A 25647-nucleotide genomic window follows, 5' to 3' on the forward strand; every position below is an offset into this window, starting at 1 on the left:
GGCCCGGTCCTGCTAACTGTTCTCCGACGGGCGGCGGCGCGCGCCCGGGAGGAGCGGGATGGCTGACGTGAAGCAGCGGGTGACGGTGATTGGCGGAGGCCTGGCGGGCAGCGAGTGCGCATACCAGCTCGCCCGGCGTGGAGTGTCCGTGGAGCTGCGCGAGATGAAGCCGCACAAGCGCTCGCCGGCCCACAAGTCGGACCAGTTCGCGGAGCTGGTGTGCAGCAACTCGCTGCGCTCGGACAACCCGGAGAGCGCCATTGGCCTGCTGCACGCGGAGCTGCGCGCGCTGGGCTCGCTGGTGCTGGGCACCGCGGACGCACACCGCGTGCCCGCGGGGGATGCGCTGGCGGTGGAGCGCGAGCGCTTCTCCGGGGCGATCACGGAGACGCTCCAGCGCATGGCGGGCGTGGAGGTGGTGGCGGGCGAGGTGGAGCGACTGCCGGACGAAGGCCCGGTGGTGGTGGCCACGGGGCCGCTCACGTCGGACGCGCTCACCCGCGAGCTGGAGCGGCACGTGGGGACGAAGCTCTACTTCTACGACTCCATCGCCCCCATCATCTCCGGGGACTCCATCGACCTGAACGTGGCCTTCCGGCAGAGCCGCTACGGCAAGGGCGGCGGGGACGACTACCTCAACCTGCCGATGACGCGCGACGAGTACTACCGCTTCATCTCCGAGGTGAAGGCCGGCCAGAAGGTGGTGCCGCACGCCTTCGAGGAACCGAAATACTTCGAAGGGTGTCTGCCGATTGAAGTCATGGCGGAGCGCGGCGACGACACGCTGGCCTACGGGCCCATGAAGCCGGTGGGGCTGAGAGATCCACGCTCGGGCGAGGAGCCCTACGCGGTGGTGCAGCTGCGCATGGAGGACACGGCGGGCACGTCGTGGAACATGGTGGGCTTCCAGACGCGGCTGACGTGGGGTGAACAGAAGCGCATCTTCAGTACGTGCATTCCCGGCCTCCAGCAGGCGGAGTTCCTGCGGATGGGGCAGATCCACCGCAACACCTTCATCGACTCGCCCCGGCTGCTGTCGCGGGACTTGTCGCTGAAGTCGGAGCCGAGGCTGTACTTCGCGGGGCAGATTTCCGGCGTGGAGGGCTACGTGGAGAGCGCGGCGTGCGGGTACCTGGTGGCGCTGGCGCTGCACGCGAAGCTGACGGGCAGGGAGTGGGTGCCGCCGCCGGCCACCACGGCGCTGGGCGCGCTGTTCCGTCATGTGACGGGAGAAGCGCACCCGCCGGACTACCCGCACCAGCCCTCCAACATCATCTTCGGCCTCTTCCCGCCGCTGGCCGGGCGGGTGAAGAAGGCGGACAAGCGGGCAGCGTACTCGGCGCGGGCGAAGCAGGACCTGGCCGGGTGGCTGCCGCACGCGGGCGTGCCGGGTGCGCCCGCGCACGGGGAACAGAGGAGCGCATGATGCGGACGCGGCAGGGGCGACTTCTGGGTGCAGGTCTACTGGCCGCGCTCGCGGTGGCGGGTGCGGGCTGCAAGAAGGGGAACGAGGGCAGCGGCGGCACGGCGGCGCCCGCGGCCAGCGGCGGCACGCCGGCGGCGCGCGCGCCCGCGCCCAGCCGTGGCGCTCCGGAGGCGGGGCAGGGGCTGTTGCTGGCGGCGGGCCGCGCGGCGGACCTGCGCGTGACGCCGGACGGGCTGAAGGCCACGTACCTGCTCAACGGCCAGAAGCCCCGGGTGGACGGCGTGCCCCCGCAGATGCTCCTGGGGCAGCTCTACGTCGTCCCGGTGGAGGGTGGCGAGCCGCGCAAGCTGGGCGAGGGCGTGACGAACGTGCCGGGCGGACAGCTGCTCACGCCGGACTCGAAGCACGCGCTGTTCCTCGCGGGCTACAACCTGGCCTCGCAGTCCGGCGCGCTGACTGTCGCGGCGCTGGATGACGCGAAGGCGGAGCCCACCGTGCTGGGCACGGCGGTGAGCTACATGCTGCCCAGTCCGGACGGGACGCGGCTGGCCTTCGTGGACGCGGGCCGGCTGAAGCTGGGGCCGCTGCCCTCGGGCCCCTTCACCGAGGTGGCGGGGGAGGTGAGCACCGCGCAGTTCACCCCGGACGGGAAGACGCTGCTCATCAAGCGCCGGCTGACGGCGGCGAGCGGACTGGCGGCGGTGTCCGTGGAGCAGCCGGAGGCGGCGCCGCGCAAGCTGGCGGACCAGGTGGGGGACTACGCGGTGTCGCCGGACGGGCAGCGCGTGGCCTTCCAGGTGCGCAGCGAGTCCGTGCGCGGGCTCTACGACTTGTACCTGGCGGAGGTGCCGGCGCTGAAGCCGAAGCGGCTGGCGGTGGCGTCGAGCGCCTTCGGCTTCTCGCCGGACAGCAAGTGGCTGGGGCGCACGGAGAACGGGAAGCCGGACGTGCCGGGGGATTTCTACGTGGGGCCCGCGGCGGGCGGCGCGGGGCGCAAGCTGGGCGAGCGGGTGGACAAGTTCGCCTTCTCGCCGGACTCGCAGGCGGTGGGGTTCCTGGAGAAGTACGACCAGACGGCGGGCGCGGGGCTGATGTCGGTGGCGGCGCTGCCGGACGGGGCGACGAAGCAGGTGGGGGGCCGCGTGCCCAACTTCCTGTGGGGCTCGGACGGGAAGTACGTGTTGTTCCTCTCGCGCTTCCTCAAGCCCGAGTACTCGGTGGACCTGATGCTGTACACCCTGGGCGCGGAGAAGGCGGAGAAGGTGCACAAGGGCGTGTTCGGCTACGGCTTCATGCCGGGCAACACCCAGGTGGTGTTCCGCTCCAACTGCATCCGCAACGGGCGCGCGTGTGACTTCAAGGCGCTGGGGCTGCCGAAGAGCGGCGAGCCGCAGACGTGGGTGCAGGGCATCTTCAGCTACAAGCTGTCGACGGATGGCCAGCGGGTGCTCTTCACGTACGCGCGGATGGACTCGGACACGTATGACGTGGCGGTGTACGACGTGAAGACGCAGGCGCGAAAGACGCTCGACCAGGGCGTGCAGGTGCCGGTGTCCTTCGCGGGCAAGGACGACTCGCGCGCCGTGTACATCATCGCGCAGGGGCCGAAGGCGGGCGTGTACAGCGTGCCCGCGTCGCTGGAGACGGCCGCGCAGAAGTAGCGGGGGGCCGGGGCGGGCGGACGCGGAATCACCGCGCGCCCTCGCCGGAAGCGTGCAGGTCCGCGGGCGGTGTGCTTACTTCCGCCGCCCGATGGCCTCTCTCATCTATCGCCGCTATGGCGGCTCGCTCCAGGTGGACCTTCCCTCCTTCGACGTCCTCGAGGAGGCGGTGCGCATCCCCGAGACGCAGTGGATTGCCACCGCGTGTCCGCTGGAGGGGCTGAGCTGTGACCCGCGCTTCCTGACGTTCCTGGACATGGACGGCAACGGCCGCATCCGCGTGGCGGAGGTGCGCGGCGCGGTGGAGTGGGCGGCGAAGCGGCTGAAGGACCGCAAGGGCGCGGACGCGGGCAGCCCCGTGCTGGAGCTGGACGCCCTCACCGAGGAGGCCCGGCCGCTGCGGAGCGCGGCGGAGACCATCCTCCGGACGCTGAAGGCGCCGGACATGGCGCGCATCTCCCTGGACCAGGTGCGGGCCAGCGAGCCGGCGCTGCGCGCGGCGGGGCAGAACGGGGACGGCATCGTGTCCCCCGCGCACCTGCCCGAGCCTCTGCGCCCGCTGGCGGTGGACATCATGGCCAGCTTCCCGGAGGTGAAGAACCGGGCGGGCGAGCCGGGCATCGACCCGGCCATGGTGCAGCGCTTCCGCGAAGAGCGCGCGGCCCTGCTCGCGCACCTGGACGCGCGTGCCGCGGCCTTCACCCTGGGCGACACGAGCCTGGACACGGCGAAGCGCATCCGCGAGGTGGCGCCGTGGCTGGACGCGTACTTCGTGCAGTGCCGGCTGGTGGCCGCGCAGCCGGAGGCCGCCGCGAGCCTGCGCCTGCGCGCGGAGCGGGTCGAGGGCACGCTGGGAGACGTGGTGGCGCTGGGGAAGGCGGCGGGGGACCTGCCCATCGCCCCGCCCGAGCCCGCGGGCGTGCTGGAGTGGGCCCGCATCCACCGCGGTCCGGCGTACGAGATGCTGGAGGCGTTCCACCGCGACGTGGCGACTCCGGTGACGGGCGACGCGAGGCGGCTGACGGACCCGGCCTGGCGGGAGATGTCCGCGAAGGCGGACGCGGTGCTGGCGTGGCAGGCGAAGCTCGACGCGAGCCCGGTGCGCAAGCTGGTGGAGGCGCGCCCCACCGTCGAGGCCGCGGACCTGGCGGCGATTGAATCCGCGTGCGCCGCGGACCTGTTGCTGAAGCCGACGCTGGACGCCATCTCCGAGCTGGAGCGCCTGGTGCTCTACCAGCGCTGGCTGCTGGTGTTCGCGAACAACTTCATCAGCATGCCCAACCTCTACATGCCCAGGCGGCTGGCGCTGGTGGAGAAGGGGACGCTCATCCTCGGCGGGCGCAAGTACACGCTGTCGGTGCTGACGACGAACCGGGCGGCGCACGCGGCGCTGACGGCGCAGGGGACGACGTGTGTCCTCTACGTCCAGGTGGCACCGAAGGACGGGGCGCCGAGCTACGAGGTGGCGGTGCCCGTCACGCGCGGGCGGAGCACGGACCTGGTGGTGGGCAAGCGCGGCATCTTCTACGACGTGGACGGCAAGGAGCACGACGCCACGGTGACGCACGTCATCCGCCAGCCCGTGTCGCTTTGGGAGGCGATGACCATGCCCTTCACGCGCATGGGCGCGTTCATCACCAGCAAGGTGGAGGGGCTGGCGACGACGGGCGAGAAGACGTTCGATACGACGCTGGAGAAGGGCTACACGCAGGCGGTGGCGGCCCCGGCCCCGGCGCCGGGGGCACCTGCTCCGGCGGCGGCGGCTCCGGCGACGGGTGGCATCGCGGGGATGGTGGCGGCGGGCAGCATCGCGGCGGCGGCGCTGGGTTCGTCGTTCGCGTTCATCGTGACGCAGGTGAAGTCGCTGACGCTGGTGGACCTCATCTCGGCGGCGACGTTGATTGCGATTGTGGTGATGGCTCCGGCGGGACTGCTGGGGTGGCTGAAGCTGCGGCGGCGCAACCTGGCGTTGCTGCTGGAGGGCTCGGGCTGGGCGTTGAATGACCGGCTGATGCTGACGCCCGCGCTGTCGTCCCTGGTGACGCGCCGGCCGAAGCTGCCCAAGGGCGCGCGGGTGGACCGGATGGACATGGTGCGTCCGGAGCTGGTCCGCCAGCGGGAGGAGGACGGCGAGACGGAGGGGCTGTCCGGCTGGGCGCGGCTGGGCATCATCCTGCTGGTGATATTCGTGCTGCTCTGGCAGGTCCGCGTGCCCATCCTCACCGCGATGTGCGGGGCGCGCTGGCTGTCCGAGGACACCTGCGCGGTGGTGCTGCCGTCGCTGGTGGAGCCGGCTCCGGCGGCGGCTCCCGCGGCGGCCCCCGCGACGAAGTAGGCACCGGGCCGGGAATCTTGCGAGGATCTCCCGGCCCCGTAGGCTCGCCCGCGCCATGACGAACCTGTCGCCGCTTTTGGAGCAGTTCCGCGCCCACCTGGAGGACGAGAAGGGCTCGTCCCCGCACACGGTGCGCAACTACCTCATCGACCTGGTGGACTACGAGCGCTACCTGGTGGAGCGGATGAAGCTGTCGCTCCTGGCGGGCACGCACGCGGCGATTCGCGGCTACCTGGGCACGCTGAGCACGGACCACGCTCCCGCGAGCCGGGCGCGGCGGCTGGCGAGCATCAAGTCGTTCTACAAGTACCTCGTGCGGCAGAAGCTGTTGCCGGCCAGCCCGGCGAAGCTGGTGAAGAGCCCGAAGCTGCCGAAGGCCCTGCCCAAGGTGCTTCCGGTGGAAGAGGTGTTCGCGCTGCTCGACGTGCATGACCTGAAGTCGGTGCTCGGGCTGCGGGACAAGGCCATCCTGGAGATGCTCTACGCGGGAGGGCTGCGCATCAGCGAGCTGTGCGGTCTGGACCTGCTGGACGTGGACCGGAGCGGGCGCATCGTCCGCGTCATGGGCAAGGGCAGCAAGGAGCGGCTGGTGCCGGTCAACGCACAGGCCATCCGCGCGTTGGAGGCCTGGCTCGCGCGCCGGGGCGAGCTGCTGGCCACGCCGAAGGCGGGGCAGGACGCGGAGGCCATGTTCCTCAACTTCCGCGGAGGCCGGCTGACGCCGAGGAGCATCTCGCGGCACCTGGATGCCCACGTGCTCAAGTGCGCGCTGGCGCGCAAGGTGAGCCCGCACGCGCTGCGCCACTCGTTCGCCACGCACCTGCTGGGCGGCGGCGCGGACATCCGCAGCATCCAGGAGCTGCTCGGCCACGCGAGCCTTTCCACCACGCAGCGGTATACCCACGTGACGTGGGAGCAGCTGCAGCAGGTCTACGACTCCGCTCACCCGCGCGCTTGAGCGGGCCGAGAGCCCGGGGCGCGGATGATTCCTGGCCACCACCTCCCGGGCCCGGGAACGGTACGCGACCAGACAGCCAGCCACTGTTCCTTGGAAATGCGGGCCCCGGCTTGTTAGGACCGGGGCCTATGTTCCACGGCACCACCATCCTCTGCGTGCGGCGCGACGGGAAGGTCGCCATCGCCAGCGACGGCCAGGTCTCCTTCGACAAGACGGTGATGAAGAACACCGCCAAGAAGGTCCGCAAGCTCGGCGAGGGCCAGGTCCTCGCCGGCTTCGCGGGCAGCACCGCCGACGCCTTCACCCTCTTCGAGCGCTTCGAGGGCAAGCTCAAGGAGCACCAGAAGAACATGGCGCGCGCCTGCGTCGAGCTCGGCAAGGACTGGCGCACCGACCGCTTCCTGCGCCGCCTGGAAGCCCTCCTCATCGTCGCGGACAAGGAGAAGACCTTCATCCTCTCCGGCGCCGGGGACGTGATTGAGCCCGACTACGGCATCGCCGCCGTGGGCAGCGGCGGGCCCTACGCGTTCGCCGCCGCGCGCGCCCTCATGGCCCACACCCAGCTTCCCGCCCGCGAGGTGGCCCAGCAGTCGCTGTCCATCGCCGGCGAAATCGACATCTACACCAACTCGAACATCTCCATCGAAGAGCTCTAGGAGTCACCGCCCGTGGCCGAACCGCGAAAGATGTCCGCCTTCACGCCCCGCGAGGTCGTCAGCGAGCTCGACCGGTACATCGTCGGGCAGAACGCCGCCAAGCGCGCCGTGGCCATCGCCCTGCGCAACCGCTGGCGCCGCCAGCAGGTCGGTGACGACCTGCGCGACGAAATCCACCCGAAGAACATCATCATGATTGGCCCCACCGGCGTGGGGAAGACGGAGATTGCCCGGCGCCTCGCGAAGCTCGCGCAGGCCCCCTTCGTCAAGGTGGAGGCCTCCAAGTTCACCGAGGTCGGCTACGTTGGCCGCGACGTCGAGTCCATGATTCGCGACCTCGTCGAGGCCGCCATCGGCCTCGTGCGCGAGGAGGAGACGGAGAAGGTCCGTCCCCGCGCGGAGGAGCTGGCCGAGGACCGCCTCATGGAGCTGCTCCACAACGGCGGCGCGCCGCGCCCGTCCACGCCGCCGCCCTTCGGCTTCTCCCCTCCGCCGCAGCCCGCGCCCCAGCGCCTGGGCGACTCCGAGCGCGAGAAGCTGCGCGCCCAGCTGCGCGCCGGCACGCTGGACGACCAGTACGTCGAGGTGGAGACCGCCGACTCCGCGCCCACCTTCATGCGCGGCTTCTCCGGCCAGGGCATGGAGGAGATTGGCGTCAACCTCCAGGACCTCTTCAAGAACATGCCGGGCATGAACAAGACGCGCCGCCGCCGCGTGCGCGTGCCCGAGGCGCTCCAGCTGCTGCGCCAGGAGGAGGCCGCGAAGCTCGTGGACCCGGACCGCGTCCAGCGCGAGGCCGTCGTCCGCGCCGAGTCCAGCGGCATCATCTTCATCGACGAAATCGACAAGATTGCCAGCCGCGAGGGCGGCAAGGGCGGCGGTGGCCCGGACGTGTCCCGCGAGGGCGTCCAGCGCGACATCCTCCCCATCGTCGAGGGCTCCACCGTCACCACCAAGTACGGCATGGTGAAGACGGACCACATGCTCTTCATCGCCGCGGGCGCTTTTCACGTCTCCAAGCCCAGCGATCTCATCCCCGAGCTGCAGGGCCGCTTCCCCATCCGCGTGGAGCTGGAGCCGCTGTCCGGCGAGGACCTCATCCGCATCTTGCGCGAGCCGAAGAACTCGCTGTTGCGCCAGTATACCGCGCTGCTCGCCACCGAGGGCGTGCGCCTGTCCTTCACCGACGACGCCGTGACGGAATTGGCGCGCATCGCCCAGCAGGCCAACGAGCGCACGCAGAACATCGGCGCGCGGCGGCTGCACACCGTGCTCGAGCGGCTGCTGGACGAGGTGTCCTTCTCCGCCACGGAGATGGGGCCTCGCGACTTCCAGGTGGATGCCGCGTATGTACGTGAGCGCCTGACCTCCATCGTCCAGGACGAGGACCTGTCGCGCTACATCCTCTAGCGCGCTATATGCGCGCTTCAGGCCCTGAAGAAGGATGACCGCCGTGTCGCAACCCCCGCCGTCCGCCGCTCCCTCCGCCGCCCCCACGCCCGCCAACGACGCCATCATCCAGAAGGCGAAGCGGCACCTGCTGCAGAACTACAAGCAGCAGCCCATCGTCCTGGTGCGAGGGCAGGGGACCCGGGTGTGGGACGCGGACGGCCGCGAGTACCTGGACCTGCTCGGCGGCATCGCCACGTGCGCGCTCGGCCACTGCCACCCGGACGTCACGGCCGCGGCCAAGGCGCAGCTCGACTCGCTCTGGCACGTCTCCAACGTCTTCTACTCACAGCCGCAGATCGACCTGGCCGCGCAGCTCACCGAGTGGTCCGGGCTGCCGCGCGCCTTCTTCTGCAACTCGGGCGGCGAGGCCAACGAGGCGCTCCTCAAGCTGGCCCGCAAGGTGATGAAGGACCGCGGCACACCCGAGCGCTACGAGGTCATCTCCTTCGAGAAGAGCTTCCACGGCCGCACGCTCGCCACCGTCACCGCCACCGGCCAGCCGAAGTACCACGCGGGCTTCGAGCCGCTGCCCGCCGGCTTCACCCACGTGCCCTACGGCGACATGGAGGCCGTGCGCCGCGCCGTCGGCCCCGCCACCGCCGCCATCCTCGTGGAGCCCATCCAGGGGGAGGGCGGGGTGCGCATCGCGCCTGCCGGTTTCCTCGCCGCCCTGCGCGCCCTGTGCGACGAGCGCGGCCTGCTGCTCCTGGTGGACGAGGTGCAGACGGGCATGGGCCGCACCGGCAAGCCCTTCGGCTTCATGCACGAGGGCATCCGCCCGGACGCCATCAGCCTCGCCAAGGCGCTGGGCAACGGGCTGCCCATTGGCGCCATGCTCTGCCGGGAGGAGCTCGGCGCCAGCCTCATTCCGGGCACGCACGGCTCCACCTTCGGCGGCAACCTCGTCTCCGCCGCCGCCGCCAACGCGGTGCTGCGCATCCTCCGCCGGCCCGAGACGCTCCAGGACGTCACCGAGAAGGGCGCGTACTTCCTCGCCCGGGCCCGCGAGCTGCAGGCGCGGCTGCCCGCCGGCCGCATCCAGGCCGCGCGCGGCCAGGGGCTCTTGCTGGGCCTGGAGTTGGACCGTGACGTGGCCCCCGTCATCGCCAGCCTCCGCGAGGCCGGACTCCTGGTGAATGCCGCCGGCGACCGCACGGTGCGCTTCGCACCCCCCTTCATCGTCACCCGGCAGGAGCTGGACGAGGGCCTCGCCATCGTCGAGCGCGTGCTGACCGCGCTCTGACGCGGTGCCCATCCCAGAAACCCGGAAATCCCAGCAACGGACGTTTGACGCCCCGCGTCCGGAACCCTAGTCTGGGTCTTCCCGCTGCCCTTTCGCGGACCGTCCTTGTGAGCGCGCCAAACACGATCGTCGGGCTGGGGGCCCGGACGGACCACATCGCCACGGTGCCCCAAACCGACCCGGCCCGCCTCCAGCTCACCGCGGAGGAGGGCGCGGTGCTCTCGCTCGTGGGGCGGGTGGAGCGCATCGACCAGGTGCTGGCCCGCTCGTCGCTCGGCGAGGCGCGCACCATTGCCGTGCTGCTGGCGCTGCGGGCCAAGGGCGCCATCGTCCCCGCCCGGGTGGTGCCGCGTGCCCAGCCCGCGCCCTCCGTGGACGCGGCCCTGCTGGAGGAGGTGGACCTCGAGCCGGAGCGGAAGAAGGAAATCATCGAGCTGGAGCGCGCGCTGGACACGCTGGACCACTTCGCCGTGCTGGGCGTGAAGCCGGGCGCCTCGCCGGCGGACGTGAAGCAGGCGTATTACAACGCGTCGCGCCGCTTCCACCCGGACCGCTACTTCGGGAAGAACCTGGGCAGCTTCCGCGCCCGCATGGAGCGCATCTTCCGGCGCCTCACCGACGCCCACAACGTCCTCATCCAGCCGGACAAGCGCGAGGCGTACCTGCGGGCGAATCCCGCGCTGGCGCTCGCCGCCGCGGCCGCCACGCCGCCCCCCGTGGCCCCGCCGCCGCCCGAGCCTCCGCCGCCGCTCACCCCGGAGCCCCGTCCGGTCCACGTCGCGTACGTCCCGCCGGCCCCGCCGCCCAGGCCCACCCCGCCGCCGCCCCGGGCGCCGCCCACGCCCGCGCCCGCGCCGCCGCCGGTGAATGACGCGGAGTCCGAGGCCCGCCGCGCCGAGCGGCAGGCGCGCCTGGCCCGGCACCCGTACCTGGCGCGGACGGGCAAGCTGTCGGAGCTGCTGGCCCGGGGGAGGGCGGCCGTCGCCAAGGGGGACTGGGAGCGGGCCTACCAGGACTTCCACCAGGTGCAGATGCTGGACCCGAAGAACCGCGAGGTCGCGACGCTGCTGGTGGAGGCCCGCCGCCGCCACGACGCGCAGCGGGCCTCCGTGGAGCTGGACCGCGGCCGGACGCTGGAGCAGGGCGCGGACCCCACCGGGGCCTATGCGGCCTACCGGCTCGCCAGCTCGCTGGACGAGCAGAACGCCGAGGCCGCCTTCCGCGCCGCGCGCCTGGGCTACCAGCTCGGCCAGGATGTGGCGGAGGTGAAGTCGCTGGCGCAGCGCGCCGTGGACCAGCAACCGGGGCGCGTCGAGCACCATGTGCTGCTCGGAAAGGTGCTCATGGACGCCGGATCGAAGAAGCTCGCCAAGCGGGCCTTCGAGGAAGCCACGAAGTTGGATCCGGACAACGCCGAGGCGAAGGCGGCGCTCAAGAAGCTGCGCTGGACGTTCTAGGATGCATACGGTTCCCCATGGCTGAAGCCGAACCCCTCATAGGCATCGACCTGGGGACGACGAACAGCATCGTCGCCACCGTCCAGGACGGCCAGCCCATCGTCATCAAGAACCGCACGGGCCTGGCGCTCACGCCGTCCGTGGTGGCCGTGTCCAAGAACGCCAAGCGGCTGGTGGGGAGCATCGCCAAGCGCCAGGCGATTACCAACCCGCAGGAGACGGTGTACGCCGCCAAGCGGCTCATCGGCCGGAAGTTCTCCTCGCACGAGGTGCAGAACGCGCTGCGCTCGCTGCCGTACGAGGTGGTGGCCGGGCAGCACGACGATTTGCGCATCCGCATGGGTGGCAAGGACCTGTCCGTCCCCGAGCTCAGCGCGATGATCCTCCAGGAGCTGAAGGCGGACGCGGAGGCGCACTTCGGCCGGCCCGTGAGCAAGGCCGTCATCACCGTGCCGGCGTACTTCAACGACGCCCAGCGCCAGGCCACGAAGGACGCGGGCCGCATCGCCGGGCTGGACGTGCTGCGCATCATCAACGAGCCCACCGCGGCGGCGCTGGCCTACGGCTTCGGGCGCACGGTGAACGGGCGCGTGGCGGTGTTGGACCTGGGCGGCGGCACCTTCGACGTGTCGGTGCTGGAAATCAACCAGGGCGTCTTCGACGTGGTGGCCACCGGCGGCGACACGTACCTGGGCGGCGAGGACTGGGACAACCGCATCATCGAGTGGCTGGTGTTCGGCTTCGCCAAGGAGCACGGCATCGACCTGCGCAAGGACCGCATGGCGCTGCAGCGGCTCAAGGACGCGGCGGAGAAGGCCAAGGTGGAGCTGTCCAGCGTGCGCGAGGCGCAGCTCAACCTGCCCTTCATCAGCACGCCGCCCGGAGGCGGGGCCGCGCTGCACCTCCAGTCCACGCTGACGCGCGACAAGCTGGATGACCTGACGAACGACCTGACCGAGCGCGTGGTGGGCCTCACCACCGAGGTGCTGGGCGAGGCGGGCGTGCGTCCCTCGGAGCTGAAGGAGGTCATCCTCGTCGGGGGCATGTCGCGCATGCCCAAGATTGTCGAGGCCGTGCGCGGCTACTTCCGCCGCGAGCCGTGCAAGGGCGTGCACCCGGAGGAGGTGGTGGCGCTGGGCGCCGCCATCCAGGCCCACGCGCTGGTGGCGCAGGAGAGCGAATTGCTCCTGCTGGACGTGACGCCGCAGAGCCTGGGCGTGGCCATCGCCGGAGGCTCCGTGCGGCGCCTCATCCCGAAGAACACGACGGTGCCCACGTCGGCGACGGACGTGTTCGCCACGTCGAAGGACTTCCAGCACACGGTGAAGATCATGGTGCTGCAGGGCGAGCACGAGCTGGCGCACCAGAACGAGCTGCTGGGCGAGTTCGTGCTCACCGGCCTGCGCGAGGCACCGCGCGGGAAGGTGGAAATCGACGTGACGTTCGACATCAACGCGGAGGGCATCGTCTCCGTGTCCGCGAAGGACCGGGACACGGGGCTGCGCCAGTCCATCACCGTCACCGCGTCCAGCGGCCTGACGGAGGAGGAGCTGCAGCGCATCATGGAGGAGCAGCGCGAGTACCTCATGGCCGCGCGCATCTCCGACGAGCTGAAGACGAAGCGCATGGAGCTGGACTCGCTGGCGCGCGACGTGGTGGACGCGCTGACGCGGGCCCGGCTGTTGCCGGGCGGCGGAGGCCTGGGGCCGGACGTGGTGCCCCGCGCGGAGCAGGCGCTGGAGCATGCGCGCCGGGTGCGTGAGAACGAAGACGTGGGGGCGCTCGTGCGGGCCTGTGAGCTGCTGTCGGGCTCGCTCGCCCAGCTGCGCAAGCCCCACCCGGGCGGGATGGGGCGATAGATGAGTCCCCAGCGAGCCAATCAGCTCATCGAGGCGGGACTGTGGCTGCGCCTGAGCGGCGACATGCGGGGCGCGCAGCGGCTCTTCGAGCGCGCCCTGCAGCTGGACCCGGGCAACACGCGCGCGAAGGAGTACCTGGAGGCCGCTGCGGCGGCGCTGTCCGCGGGGAGCGTGACGCCCTTCTCACCGCCTCCGGCGGACGTGGTGCCGCTGCCGGCGCAGGTGCTGGGGCGGATGGCGCCGGCGGCTCCCGCGCTGGACGGGGACTGGGGCGCGTGGGCGGAAGGGCAGGGCGGACCGCCGGAGGGCGCGAGCTGGAAGACGCCCGCGCCGGTGTACCTGCCGGAGGTGCCGGGCAACAGCCGCGTGGACGCGCTGGAGCTCTTGGCCCGGGAGGACGACGACTTCGAGCCGCAGGTGTTCGCGCTGCCCGACAACGACACGCAGGAGTTCGGCCTCCCGAAGGGGGACACGCAGGAGTACGGCGTGCCTCCCGCGGACAACGAGCTGGACCTGCTGCTGCGCGGGGCGGAGGACCTGCTGGAGCTGGACGACCACTCCGGCGCGGTGGACCTGCTCTTCAAGGCGCAGGAGCTGGCACCGGGAGACCCGCGCGTCGAGGCGCTGCGGCAGCGCAGCGAGCAGATGCTGATGGCGATGCTGGAGTCCAAGCTGGGGGATTTGGGGCGCGTGCCCCGGGTGCGCCTGCAGCCGGACGACATCATCTGGCTGAACCTGGACCACCGCGCCGGCTTCGTGCTGGCGCAGATTGACGGCGTGGTGTCCTACGAAGACCTCTTCGCCCTGTCCGGGATGACGCGGCTGGATACCGCGCGCATCCTCGCGCAGCTGCTGGACGAAGGCGTCATCACCGCGGGCTGAGGCTCAGCCCCTGACCACGCCGGTCCACGTCCCCTTCACCACCACTTCGCCGCGCTGGTTGCGTGACTCGGTGGTGACGACGACGAAGCCCATACGGGCCTTCTCGTAGATGTCCGAGATTCGGCCTGTGGTCGTCAGGACATCTCCGGGGCGCATCACGTCCAGGAACTCCAATTCCTGCTCACCGTGCACGACGCGCTGGATGTCGATGCCCATGTCCGGGTCCGAGAGGGCCGCGCTGAAGGGGCGGATAGCGAACACCACCGCGAAGCTGGGAAAGGCAATCACGTCCCCGTACGGGCCGGCCTTCGCCGCCTGCGCGTCGTGGAGGAGCGGGCTGACGTGGGGGAGCGGCTCGCCCGGGGTGCCGGCGCCGGGCACCGCACCGCCGATGGCGAGGGTGAACTCGCGCATCTTCTCCGCGCCAATCGTGTAGACGAAGGGGCCGTACTCACGGCCGATGAAGCGCTTGTCGAGGGCCATGGGGTTACTCGAGGGAGGCTTCGACGACGGCGCCCTTGAGGACGTCCTCGCCGCGCTGGTTGGTGGCGCTGATTTCCGCCGTGAGCCGGCCGTCCTGGACGGAGGTGACCTTGCCCTGGAAGGTGATGGTGTCCTCGGGACGCACGGGCTTGGAGAAGCGCACCCGCACGCGGCGCACCCGGCCCGGGTCTCCCACGAAGACGCCCACGGCCTCGACGGCCCAGCCCAGCGTGCACAGCCCCTGGAGGATGTTGCCGCCAAGGCCCACGGCCTTCGCCGCCTCGGGGTCGATGTGGATGGGGTTGAAGTCCCCGGAAGCACCCGCGTAGTAGATCGGCCGGTACCGATCGCACTCGCGGACGTGCGTGAAGGTGTCGCCTGTCTGGAAGGTGCGTGGCATCACCGACCTGTCTACCACGCCCGGGCCCTACTCCAGGAAGGTGAACCCGTAGCTGCCCTGTCCCCCGCCCGGCAGGTACATCACCAGGAACGCCGTGCCGCCCGACGGGACGGTGAAGTCCACCACGGGGTTTCGCCGGCTGAGCAGCGGCTGCCGCAAGTCATTGGCGAGGTACACCTCCACCACCGGCAGCACGCGGCCGGACGGGCCCTCGAAGGTGAGGCGGTAGTGGGCCGTCGTGCTCGCGGAGAACTCGAACCAGTCCTCGTCGCGCTGGTACTCGAAGCGCCCGTAGACGGTGTCGAAGGCGCCGGGGGTGATGCGCGTGGCGAAGTCGGGGCCGTCCCCGTGGTCGTCCTCGCCCAGCTCCGTGAAGGTGAGCACGTAGTTGCCGGTGGCCGCGGAGATGTCCACGGGCGAGTGGCTGACGCGCAGGAAGTAGGGTGCCGTGGTGGGCGTCTTGAACGTCATCTCCGCGCGAGGCCGGCCGTCCACCGCGTCCAGCCACACGCCGCCCTGGTCGAACGCGTCCACGCGGGGCAGCAGGCTGCCGCCCTCGGGCACCACCGTCACCGAGTAGATGCGGCCCGCCCGCGCGTCGAAGCGGAAGAAGTCCAGGTCGCCGATGGGGGCGATGCTCCGCGGATTGACCCGCCCGTCCGGCACCAGCGTCCGCGCTCGCGCCTGGCAGTCATCCGCCTCCGCCGCGTCCCCGGGGTGCTCCGCGCAGTTGGCCTCGCTCACCAACTCACACGCGCCGCTCGGACGGGCCACGTAGCCCGCGTCACACAGGCACCGCGCCTCGTCCCCCTCCACCACGCACTGGCCCCGGTTCGGCTCGCGGCAGGTGGACGGCGTGCAGAGCGGCTCGTCACCGTCCGAGTCGACGACGCAGCCGGAGGCGGCGAGAGCGGCCAGGAGGGCAGGAAGCAGTGCGCGCATGGTCAGCGTCCCTGTCGTTGCGGGGAGTCCGCGTCCGCGCGCTCGGGCGAGGGGCCGTGGTCCAGCGGGTCGTCCACGTGGAGGTCCTCGCGGCGCTTGCGGTACTGCTCGCGCACGTACGCCACCAGCTGGTCCAGGTACGAGGAGAGGGGAGGGCAGCGCACGCCCGTGCCGTCCAGCAGCTCCAGCGTGTTGTGGCAGTTGTAGATGGCCAGGTGATTCACGTAGCTGATGGCCGCGCGCTGGGGCCGGGCCAGCTTCTCCAGCACGGGCAGCCGCAGCATCACGTCCGCCGCGCGGGCGGAGAGGTTGAAGCGCGGCAGCTTCTTGTTGGCCTTTTCGGCAATGAGCTCGTACACGCGGCGCGCGCTCATGGGGTTGGGGTCCACCAGGTGGAACGTCCGCCCCGCGGCGCGCGGGTCCTTGGACAGCCGCAGCACCGCGTCCACCACGAAGTCCACCGGCACCACGTTGAGCGGCGCCACGCCGTTGCCCGGCAGGGGCAGCGGCACCACCAGCGGCGACGTGACGAGAAGAATCCCCAGGTAGTAGGGCCCCTCGAACTTGTCGATTTCCCCCGTGCGCGAGTCCCCCACCACGCTGGAGGGACGGAAGATGGTGACGGGCAGGGTGGCCCCCGCGCGCTGCACCAGCCGCTCCGCCTGGAACTTCGTCTCCTCGTACGGGTTGCGGAACGCCTGGCCGCGGTCCAGCTCGTCCTCGGCGATGACGCCCACCCGGTCTCCGGACACGTAGCAGGTGGAGAAGTGGTTGAAGCGCGCCAGGTGCGCGCAGTCCCGCGCCAGCTCCAGCATGTTGCGGGTGCCGTCCACGTTCACCCGCCACGCGGTGTCCTTGGGCACGCCCAGCTGGGCCACCGCCGCGAGGTGGAAGACGTCCGTCACCCGCTCGCACAGGCGCTGGTACTCCTCGCCGGACAGGCCCAGGTGCATGTCCACCACGTCGCCGGTGAGCAGCTCCACCGGAGCGCCCTTCACCTTCGCCGCGTGCTTCTGCGCGTCCTTGAGGTGCTTGGGCTGCACCAGCGCGTAGATGTGCCCCTTCGGGTCCTCCCGCGCGATGTGCTCCACCAGCCGCTTGCCGATGAACCCGGGGTAGCCGGTGATGAAATACGTCCCGGCGCCGCCGCCCTTCTTGCGCGTCTCGCTCATGCGGCGCGCAGCATACCCGCCCGTCAGCCCCGCGCGAGCATGGCCCGCCAGACAGATTCCACCTGGGCCCGGGTGGCGGCCAGGTCACCACTGTTGTCGATGACCCACGTGGCGTGCGCCCGCTTCTCGTCCAGGGGGAGCTGGGCCGCCAGCCGGCCCTCCGCCCCCGCCGCGTCCAGCCCGTCCCGCGCCATCAGCCGGGCCTTCTGCAAGTCCCGGGGCACCCACACCACCGCCACGCCCTCCATCCACTGGTGCATGCCCGCCTCGATGAGCAGGGGCACGTCGTAGATGACGCGCGCCACCCCCCGGGCCTCCAGCGCCTGGACCTTCTCCTGGAAGGCCTCGCGCACGCGGGGGTGGATGATGGCGTTGAGGGCGGCGCGCTCGCCGGCGTCCGAGAAGACGCGCGCGCCCAGCTTCACCCGGTCCAGCCGGCCGTCGGGGCCCAGCACGCCGGGGAAGCGCGCGGCCACGGCAGCCAGGCCCGGGGTGCCGGGCTCCACCACCTCGCGGGCCAGCACGTCCGCGTCCAGCACCTCGGCGCCCAGCTCGCGGAGCATCCGCGTGACGGTGCTCTTGCCGGAGGCGATACCGCCCGTCAGCCCGAAGACGTGCATGGTGTGCGGACTACTTCGCGGCCTTCTGGGTGGTGAAGGTGAACGACTGCACCGTCTTGCCGTCCTCGTTGAAGAAGATGGCCAGGCCCAGCTTCGGGTAGAGGAAGTAGGTGCGGAAGTCCTCCGTCAGCTTGCGCAGGTAGCAGGGGCTGGAGGGCGCCGGGCCGGCGGGGCAGGCCGGGCCGTAGCTGTTCTCAATCGTCTCCTTGTCGATGACCGGCCCGGGGAACACGTCGATGCGCTCCACCAGCTGCGAGCCGGGGTCGACCTTGAACTGGGCCTGGGTGGTGCCCTTGATGGCCTCCTTGCCCAGGTAGGCGATGATCTCCTTGCCGTCCTGGGTGACGGTGCGCGAGGGCTCACCGAACTTCTTGATGATTTCCTCGCGCTTCGACGTGCCGGGCTCGATGCCCTGCCAGGGCTTGGCGGCGGCGGGGACGGCGAAGGCGAGCACGGCGAGCAGGGTCAGGGTCCGCATCACGATTCCTCCCTAACGGATCGGGCAGGCAGGGCTCAAGAAATCCACAGTGTTTCAAACGGATGATGCTGGCCGGCATTCAATCACGAGACGCCTTGCCCCGTCCGGGGGGGTCTGCTAGTCGGACCGTCATGCCTGCTCCTGGCTCCAGGATGATGCTCCTGCTCGCCCTCGCCCTCGGTGGCGCCGCCGCCGCCGCCGACTTCGTCGGCCCGGACAGCTGCAAGGGCTGCCACCCCGAGGCCTACGACGCGTGGATGCAGTCCAAGCATGCCCGCGCCGAGAACTCCCTCTCCGAGCAGCAGCGCAAGGACGGCCGCTGCCTGTCATGCCACTCCCCGGATCAGGGCGAGCAGGCCACCGCCAGCGTCACCTGCGAGACGTGCCACGGCGGCGGCCAGTACTACTCGCCCGAGTACGTGATGAAGGACTCGGAGCTGTCCCGCTTGGTGGGGCTGGTGGACCCGTCGGAGAAGCAGTGCCGCTCCTGCCACGACGCTTCCTCGCCCTCCCTCCGGCCGTTCGACTTCAAGGAGTCGCTCAAGGCCATCGACCACTGGTCCGCCGAGCGCGCCCGCCGCTCTGGCCGCGCCGACGCGTCCTCCACCTCCACCTCCACGGCGCCAGCCCCGGCCAGCGCCAAGAAATAGCCGCGTGATCAAGGTCCTCGACGCCCGCTTCGTCGTCACCGCCGTGGAGCCCAAGGGCTACCCGCCGGGCCATACCGCGGAGGTGGCCTTCGTCGGCCGCTCCAACGTGGGCAAGTCTTCCATGATCAACGCGCTCACCAACCGCAGGAAGCTGGTGCGCGTGTCGAACACCCCGGGCCGCACCCGGACGCTCAACTTCTTCGACGTGGACCTGGAGCGCAAGGGTGTGCGCCACGCGGTGCGCCTGTGTGATTTGCCCGGCTACGGCTTCGCCAAGGCCAGCAAGGCGGACAAGGCGCAGTGGGAGGAGATGATCACCACCTACCTCGAGAAGCGGCACCGCCTGGAGGCGGTGGTCAGCATCATCGACGCGGAGGTGGGGCCTACCCCGGAAGACCTGGCCACGCTGGACTACCTCCAGGCCCACAACCGCCGCATCCTCGTCGTGGCCACCAAGGTGGACCGGCTCACCAAGGCCCAGCGCAAGCCCCGCATGCTGGCGCTCTCCAAGGCCATGGACCTGCCCCTGGAGCTCATCCTCCCGTTCTCCGCGACGGAGAAGCTGGGCGTCGACGAGGTGTGGGGGGCCCTCCTCGATACATTCGGGAAGTCCACCCGGGTTTGAGTTGACCGCGTGCGGCAAAAAACGGTTTCCTGACCTCCTGTTCGCGCCACTGTCGGCGCCGGAGGCCCTTCATGCGCCAGCAGTTCCTCGTTGCCGCCGTGCTCGCCACGGTGGTCCTCTCGGCTTGTAGCTCGGGTTCGGGCGCGGGCAAGCCCGACGCCGGCGGCTCCGGCAACCCCCAGGGCAACACGGACGCCGGCCGCGACGGCGGCGGTCCCGGCGGCACGGGAGACGGCGGGCCTGGGGACGATGACGCCGGCACGTCGGTGGGCATCCCTCCCGGCGGCTTCGACCTGGACGGCGGCGTGTCCAGCGGAGCGGTCCAGGTGGACGGCGTGCAGCAGGACCCGCAGGGCAACATCATCCTCGGCGGTGGCAGCACGGCGCTGGCCTTCGCGTGGATTGCCAACAACAACGCGGGCACGGTGTCCAAGTACGACACGCGCACCGGCAAGGAGGTGGGCCGCTACCACGCCGTCCTCCCCCTGGACGGCAAGGGGCAGGCCAACGGCCTTCGCGGCAACGAGGCGAACATGCCCAGCCGCACCGCGGTGGACCTCTTCGGCGACGTGTGGGTGGCCAACCGCGCGCAGGACGTCCAGGGCTCGGTGACGAAGATCGCCAACAGCAAGGCCTACTGCAAGGAGCGCAACGGCGTCGCCGGCATCCAGACGAGCGAGGACAAGAACGACGACGGGAAGATCGACCCGGCGACGGAGATGGTCATCCCCACGGACTGGACGGATCCGAAGCAGTACGACGAGTGCCTGCTGTTCAGCACCCCCGTGGGCCCCTCCGGCACGGGCGCCATCAAGACGCGCGCCATCGCCATCTCCCAGGGCATCGAGAACAGCGCCGGCGACATCTGGGTGGGCCTCTGGGCCAACGCGCGCCTCATCAAGCTGGATCCGGAGACGGGCCAGCAGGTGCAGGTCAACGGCGCGGGCGCCATGGACATCCCGGTGTTCCAGTCGGGCTCGGGGCCGTACGGAGCGGCCATCGACGGGCTGCAGCGCCTGTGGATGGTGTCCGCCAACCTGAGCCCCCTGCGCCTGGCGCTCATCGACACGGGCAATGGCGAGGTGGTGAACATCGACGGCAAGGCGTTCATCTCCCCGCCCTCGTCGCTGGGCACCTCCGGCGCGTACGGCATCGCGGTGGACGGCAAGGACCGGGTGTGGATTGCCGGCTGGACGTCGGGCGCGAAGGCGTGGCGCTACACGCACACCGGCCTGTCCACCACGCTGGGAGAGTGGAGGGTGTTCGACTTCTCCGGCGCCATCAGTCAGATCAACACGAAGATGCGCCGCGGGCGTGGCATCGCCGCGGATGACGATGGCTTCATCTGGATGAGCTCGGACACGGGCACCCAGCCCGGCAACGACGCCGCCACCCGCGGCGCCTCGCAGCTCATCGCGTTCAACGGCGACACGGGCGACATCAAGAAGTTCCAGTGGACGGACAGCCAGCAGGTGGACTTCATCGACGCCACGGACGGCAACTCGTACACCGCCATCGGCGTGGGCCTGGACGCGGACAACAACGCGTGGGTGAACAACAACTCCGGCAACGTCATCCGCGTGGACCGGGCGTCGGGCAACATCCTGCGCACGCAGAAGCAGGGCAGCGGGCTGTACACGTACTCGGACTTCACCGGCTACCAGCTGCGCAACTTCACCGCGCCGTCGGGCTGGTACCGCCAGCTCTTCACCGGCTGCGGCTCCAACACGGTGTGGCGCACGGCGAAGTGGGACGTGGAGAAGCCCGCGGGCACGGACATGAACGTGTACATCACCGTGTCCAACCGCCGTGACGGGCTGGACAACCCCGCCAACCGCAAGGGCCCCTTCGTGGCCCAGCCGGTGGACCTGACGGCGCAGGGCTTTCCCAAGGGCAACTACCTGCGCATCGAGTTCGAGCTGAAGTCCACGGACCGCATCCTCAACAACACGCCCAAGCTGAAGTCGTTCGATGTCGACTTCCAGTGCGAGGTCGTCATCCGGTAGTCGCCGCTCGCGCTGGCGTTCCCCTCCCGGCGCGGGAGGGGGTGTGGTAGGCACGCCGCCGTGTCTGAAAACGGCAAGGGAAATGGCAGTGACGCGCAGCTCGCCTCACGCGAGCTGCGCCAGCGGTTGATGCGGCTGTCCCCGCGGCAGCGGATGGACGCCCTCATCGAGGCGCCGGATGCGCGGGCGGTGGTCCGCTCGCTGCCTCCGGAGGACCTCTACGTCACCATCCAGGAAGTGGGGCTGGCGGACGCGACGGAGCTGGTCCAGCTCGCGTCGCCCGGGCAGTTCCGCGCCTTCGTGGACCTGGGCGGCTGGCATCGCGACAAGGTGGACCCGCACGCGGTGCTCACCTGGCTGCGCGCCGCGCGCGGCGGGGTGGACGACACCGAGGAGTTCCTCCGCAAGCTGCACGCGGTGGACCTGGAGGTGCTGGAGTTGCTGCTGCGTGAGTTCTCCGAGGTGCATGACCTGGAGGAGAACCCGGACGTCAACCCGCCCGGCGTGACGATGGAGACGCCCGAGGGGCGCTACCTCATCGAAATCAAGGCCGAGGGCGTGGAGATGTCCGCCGTGCGCTCGCTCCTCAATGACCTCATCGCGGAGAACCCCTTCGAGGCGGTGCGGCTGCTGGAGGCCGTGCGCTGGGAGATTCCCAGTGAGATGGAGGAGACGGCGTACCAGTTCCGCCGCGGGCGGCTGCTGGACCTGGGCTTCCCCACGCTGGAGGACGCGGTGGCCCTCTTCAGCCGCGTGGACGTGGGCGCCCCCGTGGACACGACGCGGGCGCCGGGCGCCGCGCTGGCGGCCACCGGCGGGCACGTGGACTACCTGGAGGCGGCCTTCCGCGGGCTGACGGTGCTGGAGCGGGAGAACGCCGAGGACGAGCTGCGGGACGTGGCCAACGCCGCGCTGGTGGCGGAGCTGGCGGACCCCGGGGATTTGGACGCCACGCGCCAGGCGGCGGAGATGGTCCGCGACTACCTCTCGCTGGGGCTGGAGCACCTGACGGGCGCGGAGCCGGGCCGCGCCCCGGACGTGCTGCGCGACACGCCGCTGCGCCGCGTCTTCCAGGTGGGCTTCTCCCTGACGCTCCAGCTCAAGTTCCGCGCGGACCGGCTGGTGAAGGCGCCGGGCGCCATGCTCGAGGGCGTGCTGATGGTGCTGCCGGAGGAGGCCGCGGCCATTGAGGCGCTCCGGCGCAAGCGGCCGCGCCGCGCGCTGCGGGTGGACGGGGCGGAGCCGGTGCCCTTCCGCTCCCTGCGCGAGGTGGCCTCCACGCAAGCCCTGCTGACCCGCGCGGAGGCCCAGGTGGCGCTCTTGCGCGGGGTGCTGGGCGGCTCCGCCGAGGCGGCGCACACGGCGGTGGCCCGCTTCGGCGTGCCGCTGGAGACGCTGGGCGTGGAGCGCCTGCTGGCCGCGGCGGTGGCCATGGCGGTGCTGGAGGGCCGGGCGGACGCGCGCCCCGTGCCCCTGGGCCGCACGGTGGAGCTGGGCCAGCGCCTCTTCGAGGGCACCCCGGAGGCGCCGCGCCTGCGCCCCTCCGCCGCCGAGCGCGCCCTCGCCGGCCTGGAGCCCGCGGTGCCTCCCGAGGCCCGCGAGGAGCTGCGCCGCCTGGTGGGACTGACACTCACCCGGCTGTTGGACGAGCTGGGCACGGCCTGGCTCCAGGAGGGGCGGTTGGATGCGATTGCCACCGCCGTGCTGCCCATGGAGAGCAGCCCGGTACCGTAGGTTTTTCAGTCCTGGGCGGCTCCGGACACTGAAGGGGCCGCCCAAGCGTAGGAGATCCAAGCCTTTGCCCGTTGGGGCGGCTGGCATGTCCTCTGCTACCGGCAGGGCACGCGTGATTGTGCGCGAGGCAACGAGCCGGGAGGTGGAGGGAAATGGTGCCGGGCGACCAGGGACAGCGCCGTGACTTGTGGGCCTTCTACGCGCTGACCGCGTTCGCGGCGGTGATCTACGCGGCACCGGGTGAGTGGATCCCCGCGCTGGCGGAGCTTCGGCTGGCACTGGTGACATCGGGGCTGGCGGCGGGATTGATGGTGATGCGGCGGCTGGGCAGGGCCGAGCCGCTGTACGTGGACGGCTCGCGGGGGATGGCGCTCATCGGCTTCTCGACGCTGGCGGTGGCGTCTATCTCCTGGTCCTTGAACCCGGAGGTGACGCAGGCGACGGGCGTGGAGCTGCTGAAGCTCACGGCCATCTACCTCACCATCGTCAACGTCATCACCAGCGGCAAGCGGCTCGCGGTGGTGTGCGGAGCCCTGGTGCTGGCTTCGGTGGTGACGTCCATCGGCGTCATCAACTGGTACATGGTGGGCGAGGACCTGGTGGAGGGCTTCCGCGCGCGGTGGGTGGGCGTCTACGCGGACCCGAACCACATGGCCATGAACCTGGGCCTCGTGGTGCCGCTGGCCGTCGCCTTCGTGGCGCGCAAGGGCAACGCGTGGGTGTGGCGGCTGGCGTGCCTGGTCGCGGCGGCGCTGGCGGTGACGGCGATTGTGCTCTCGCACTCGCGCGGCGGCTTCATCGGCCTGTCGCTCGCCATGGGCATCTGGGCGGTGCGCGAGAAGCGCCGCATGCAGGCGGTGGTGGTGGGCTCCATCTTCGTGATGGGCCTGCTGGTGTTCGCGCCGAAGAGCTTCTGGGAGCGCAACGAGACGGTGGCCACGTTCCACGAGGATGCGTCCGCCATGGGCCGCGTGTACGCGTGGCAGGTGGCCAGCCGCATCAGCCTGGACCGGCCGCTGCTGGGCGTGGGCGCGGGCAGCTTCCGCTACGCGTGGCCGCTGTACGCGCCTCCCGAGGCGCGCCGGGCCTACGTGGCGCACAACATCTTCCTGGACGTGATTGGCGAGCTGGGCTGGGTGGGCCTCGCCTTCTTCCTGGTCTTCGCGGGAGGGGCCGCGGGCGGCGCCTTCTCCGCGGCGAGGAACCCGGAGATGGGCTGGCTGGCACGGGCGCTGTCGGCGTCCATGGTCGGCTACCTCGTGTGCGACTTGTTCTCCGGCTACATCCTGTCCGCGCACTGCTACGTGCTCTTCGGACTGGCGGCGGCGGCGCAGCGGATTGCCCGCGCGGCGGAGGCGTCTTCGGTGGCGGTGCAGAAGGTTCCGGCTCCCAGGGAGCCGGCGGTGACGGGTTGGGAGGGGTCCGGACATGCGGCGTGAGGAGGTGCGGATGGGGCGTGAGCCCCTTCGCCTGGTTCAGTTCACCCGGTCGTTCCACATTGGCGGGACGGAGGTGCAGGTGCTGGAGCTGCTGCGGGGGTTGCCCTCCAGCTACCGGCTCCAGGTCTCCGTGCTGGAGGACGCAGGGCCGCTGATGGGCTCGCTCTGGAAGCTCGGCCACGCGCCGGAGGCCTTTCCGCTCAAGGGCTCGGTGGCGCAGCCCAACACCGCGTACCAGGTGTACCGGATGGCGCGCTGGCTGAAGCAGCACCGCGTGGAGCTGGTGCACGTGCACGACTTCTACTCCACGCTCATCGCCGTGCCGGCCGCGAAGCTCGCCGGGGCGAAGGTCATCGTCGGGCGGCTGGACTTGTCCCACTGGCAGGGAAGGGTGCGGCGCGCGGTGCACGCGCAGCTGACGCGGATGGCGGACCACGTCATCGCCAACGCGGAGGCCATCCGGAGCATGCTGGTGTCCGAGGAGGGCCTGCCCGCCTCGCGCGTCTCCGTCATCCACAACGGCCTGGACCTGCAGCGCTTCGACGCCCGCGTGCGCGAGGGCCTCAAGGGCCCCCTGCCGGACACGGGCGGCGCACCGGTGGTGGTGCACGTGGCCAACATGAACCACCCCGTGAAGCGGCAGGAAGATTTGCTGCTCGCGCTGGCCATGCTCCGCCACGGCGGCACGAAGCTGCACGCGTACCTCGTGGGGGACGGCCCGCGCCGGCCGCAGCTGGAGAAGCTGGCCGCGGAGCTGGGCGTGACGGACACCGTCCACTTCCTCCGGCACCGCACCGACGTGCCGGCCATCTACGCGCGCGCCAGCTTCGGCGTGCTGTGCTCCACCGCGGAGGGCATGTCCAACGCCGTCATGGAGGGCATGGCCTCCGGGCTGCCCATGGTGGTGACGCGGGTGGGCGGCAACACCGACCTCGTCCAGGACGGCGTGCGCGGCCTCATCGTCTCACCCGAGCAGCCTGCCCAGCTGGCGCAGTCTTTCGCCCAGCTTCTCTCAAATCCAGAGAAGGCGAGAGCCATGGGCCGGGCCGCGCGGGACTTCGTGGCGCGGGAGCTGTCGCTGGAGAAGATGATCCGCGTGCACGACGCGCTCTACCAGAAGGTGGCTCGCGGCACCGGCGCCTGAGGCGCATGTCAGACCGGCGTGGATA

22 protein-coding genes are annotated in these 25647 nt (G+C 71.0%); 16 read left to right on the forward strand and 6 right to left on the reverse strand.

Annotated features, from left to right (window positions below; translation table 11 throughout):
• Positions 1 to 58 precede the first annotated feature (58 nt).
• From trmFO to ACX9TP_RS17455, 10 genes are all read left to right on the forward strand, one after another.
• Positions 59 to 1426, forward strand: a complete 1368-nt coding sequence (trmFO, locus tag ACX9TP_RS17410; protein WP_482980850.1) for a methylenetetrahydrofolate--tRNA-(uracil(54)-C(5))-methyltransferase (FADH(2)-oxidizing) TrmFO — start codon at positions 59 to 61, stop codon at positions 1424 to 1426.
• Complete coding sequence (locus tag ACX9TP_RS17415) at positions 1423 to 3087, forward strand: gliding motility protein (RefSeq protein WP_482980851.1); 1665 nt, start codon at positions 1423 to 1425, stop codon at positions 3085 to 3087. Before trmFO ends, ACX9TP_RS17415 begins: the two co-directional genes overlap by 4 nt.
• Before the next feature lie 91 nt (positions 3088 to 3178).
• Positions 3179 to 5422, forward strand: coding sequence for a kinesin (locus ACX9TP_RS17420; protein WP_482980852.1), 2244 nt, complete (start codon positions 3179 to 3181; stop codon positions 5420 to 5422).
• Between the two features lie 55 nt (positions 5423 to 5477).
• Positions 5478 to 6380 carry a tyrosine recombinase XerC gene (locus ACX9TP_RS17425; protein ID WP_482980853.1) on the forward strand — a complete coding sequence of 301 codons (903 nt, stop codon included), beginning with the start codon at positions 5478 to 5480 and terminating at the stop codon, positions 6378 to 6380.
• Between the two features lie 128 nt (positions 6381 to 6508).
• Positions 6509 to 7036, forward strand: a complete 528-nt coding sequence (gene hslV / locus ACX9TP_RS17430) for an ATP-dependent protease subunit HslV (RefSeq protein ID WP_267854657.1) — start codon at positions 6509 to 6511, stop codon at positions 7034 to 7036.
• A gap of 12 nt (positions 7037 to 7048) precedes the next feature.
• On the forward strand, positions 7049 to 8446 hold the full coding sequence (gene hslU / locus ACX9TP_RS17435; RefSeq protein WP_482980854.1) for an ATP-dependent protease ATPase subunit HslU: 1398 nt from the start codon (positions 7049 to 7051) through the stop codon (positions 8444 to 8446).
• 34 nt (positions 8447 to 8480) lie between these two features.
• Positions 8481 to 9731 carry an aspartate aminotransferase family protein gene (locus tag ACX9TP_RS17440; protein WP_482980855.1) on the forward strand — a complete coding sequence of 417 codons (1251 nt, stop codon included), beginning with the start codon at positions 8481 to 8483 and terminating at the stop codon, positions 9729 to 9731.
• A gap of 107 nt (positions 9732 to 9838) precedes the next feature.
• The gene (locus ACX9TP_RS17445) at positions 9839 to 11188 is read left to right on the forward strand and encodes a J domain-containing protein (RefSeq protein WP_482980856.1); all 1350 of its coding nucleotides are present in this window, start codon (positions 9839 to 9841) and stop codon (positions 11186 to 11188) included.
• Between the two features lie 17 nt (positions 11189 to 11205).
• On the forward strand, positions 11206 to 13047 hold the full coding sequence (dnaK, locus tag ACX9TP_RS17450; protein ID WP_482980857.1) for a molecular chaperone DnaK: 1842 nt from the start codon (positions 11206 to 11208) through the stop codon (positions 13045 to 13047).
• Positions 13048 to 13929 carry a hypothetical protein gene (locus ACX9TP_RS17455; protein WP_482980858.1) on the forward strand — a complete coding sequence of 294 codons (882 nt, stop codon included), beginning with the start codon at positions 13048 to 13050 and terminating at the stop codon, positions 13927 to 13929.
• A 3-nt stretch (positions 13930 to 13932) separates the two neighbouring features.
• Here ACX9TP_RS17455 and ACX9TP_RS17460 read toward each other — a convergent pair whose 3' ends face one another.
• The 6 genes from ACX9TP_RS17460 to ACX9TP_RS17485 are packed head-to-tail and all read right to left on the reverse strand — an operon-like array spanning position 13933 to position 18024.
• A complete protein-coding gene (locus tag ACX9TP_RS17460) occupies positions 13933 to 14412 on the reverse strand; it encodes an FAS1-like dehydratase domain-containing protein (protein WP_482980859.1) in 480 nt (159 codons plus the stop codon).
• Positions 14413 to 14416: 4 nt separating this feature from the next.
• Positions 14417 to 14812, reverse strand: coding sequence for a MaoC family dehydratase (locus ACX9TP_RS17465; RefSeq protein WP_482980860.1), 396 nt, complete (start codon positions 14810 to 14812; stop codon positions 14417 to 14419).
• A gap of 27 nt (positions 14813 to 14839) precedes the next feature.
• Complete coding sequence (locus tag ACX9TP_RS17470) at positions 14840 to 15754, reverse strand: hypothetical protein (protein ID WP_482980861.1); 915 nt, start codon at positions 15752 to 15754, stop codon at positions 14840 to 14842.
• 2 nt (positions 15755 to 15756) lie between these two features.
• Positions 15757 to 16926 carry an SDR family oxidoreductase gene (locus ACX9TP_RS17475; RefSeq protein ID WP_482980862.1) on the reverse strand — a complete coding sequence of 390 codons (1170 nt, stop codon included), beginning with the start codon at positions 16924 to 16926 and terminating at the stop codon, positions 15757 to 15759.
• Positions 16927 to 16949: 23 nt separating this feature from the next.
• On the reverse strand, positions 16950 to 17546 hold the full coding sequence (gene coaE, locus ACX9TP_RS17480; RefSeq protein ID WP_482980863.1) for a dephospho-CoA kinase: 597 nt from the start codon (positions 17544 to 17546) through the stop codon (positions 16950 to 16952).
• 10 nt (positions 17547 to 17556) lie between these two features.
• Positions 17557 to 18024 (reverse strand): hypothetical protein, encoded by a 468-nt coding sequence (locus tag ACX9TP_RS17485; RefSeq protein WP_482980864.1) that lies wholly within the window; start codon positions 18022 to 18024, stop codon positions 17557 to 17559.
• A gap of 152 nt (positions 18025 to 18176) precedes the next feature.
• Between ACX9TP_RS17485 and ACX9TP_RS17490 the strand changes: the two genes are divergently transcribed.
• From ACX9TP_RS17490 to exoK, 6 genes are all read left to right on the forward strand, one after another.
• Positions 18177 to 18674 (forward strand): cytochrome c3 family protein, encoded by a 498-nt coding sequence (locus tag ACX9TP_RS17490; protein ID WP_482980865.1) that lies wholly within the window; start codon positions 18177 to 18179, stop codon positions 18672 to 18674.
• A gap of 4 nt (positions 18675 to 18678) precedes the next feature.
• Positions 18679 to 19299 carry a ribosome biogenesis GTP-binding protein YihA/YsxC gene (gene yihA / locus ACX9TP_RS17495; protein ID WP_482980866.1) on the forward strand — a complete coding sequence of 207 codons (621 nt, stop codon included), beginning with the start codon at positions 18679 to 18681 and terminating at the stop codon, positions 19297 to 19299.
• A 71-nt stretch (positions 19300 to 19370) separates the two neighbouring features.
• On the forward strand, positions 19371 to 21305 hold the full coding sequence (locus ACX9TP_RS17500; protein ID WP_482980867.1) for a hypothetical protein: 1935 nt from the start codon (positions 19371 to 19373) through the stop codon (positions 21303 to 21305).
• Positions 21306 to 21365: 60 nt separating this feature from the next.
• Positions 21366 to 23039 carry a DUF6178 family protein gene (locus ACX9TP_RS17505; RefSeq protein WP_482980868.1) on the forward strand — a complete coding sequence of 558 codons (1674 nt, stop codon included), beginning with the start codon at positions 21366 to 21368 and terminating at the stop codon, positions 23037 to 23039.
• Positions 23040 to 23191: 152 nt separating this feature from the next.
• Positions 23192 to 24478 (forward strand): spore coat polysaccharide polymerase ExoJ, encoded by a 1287-nt coding sequence (exoJ, locus tag ACX9TP_RS17510; RefSeq protein WP_482980869.1) that lies wholly within the window; start codon positions 23192 to 23194, stop codon positions 24476 to 24478.
• Positions 24468 to 25622, forward strand: coding sequence for a spore coat polysaccharide biosynthesis glycosyltransferase ExoK (gene exoK / locus ACX9TP_RS17515; protein ID WP_482980870.1), 1155 nt, complete (start codon positions 24468 to 24470; stop codon positions 25620 to 25622). Before exoJ ends, exoK begins: the two co-directional genes overlap by 11 nt.
• Positions 25623 to 25647 lie beyond the last annotated feature (25 nt).

It is taken from the genome of Pyxidicoccus sp. M15, from assembly GCF_056858435.1.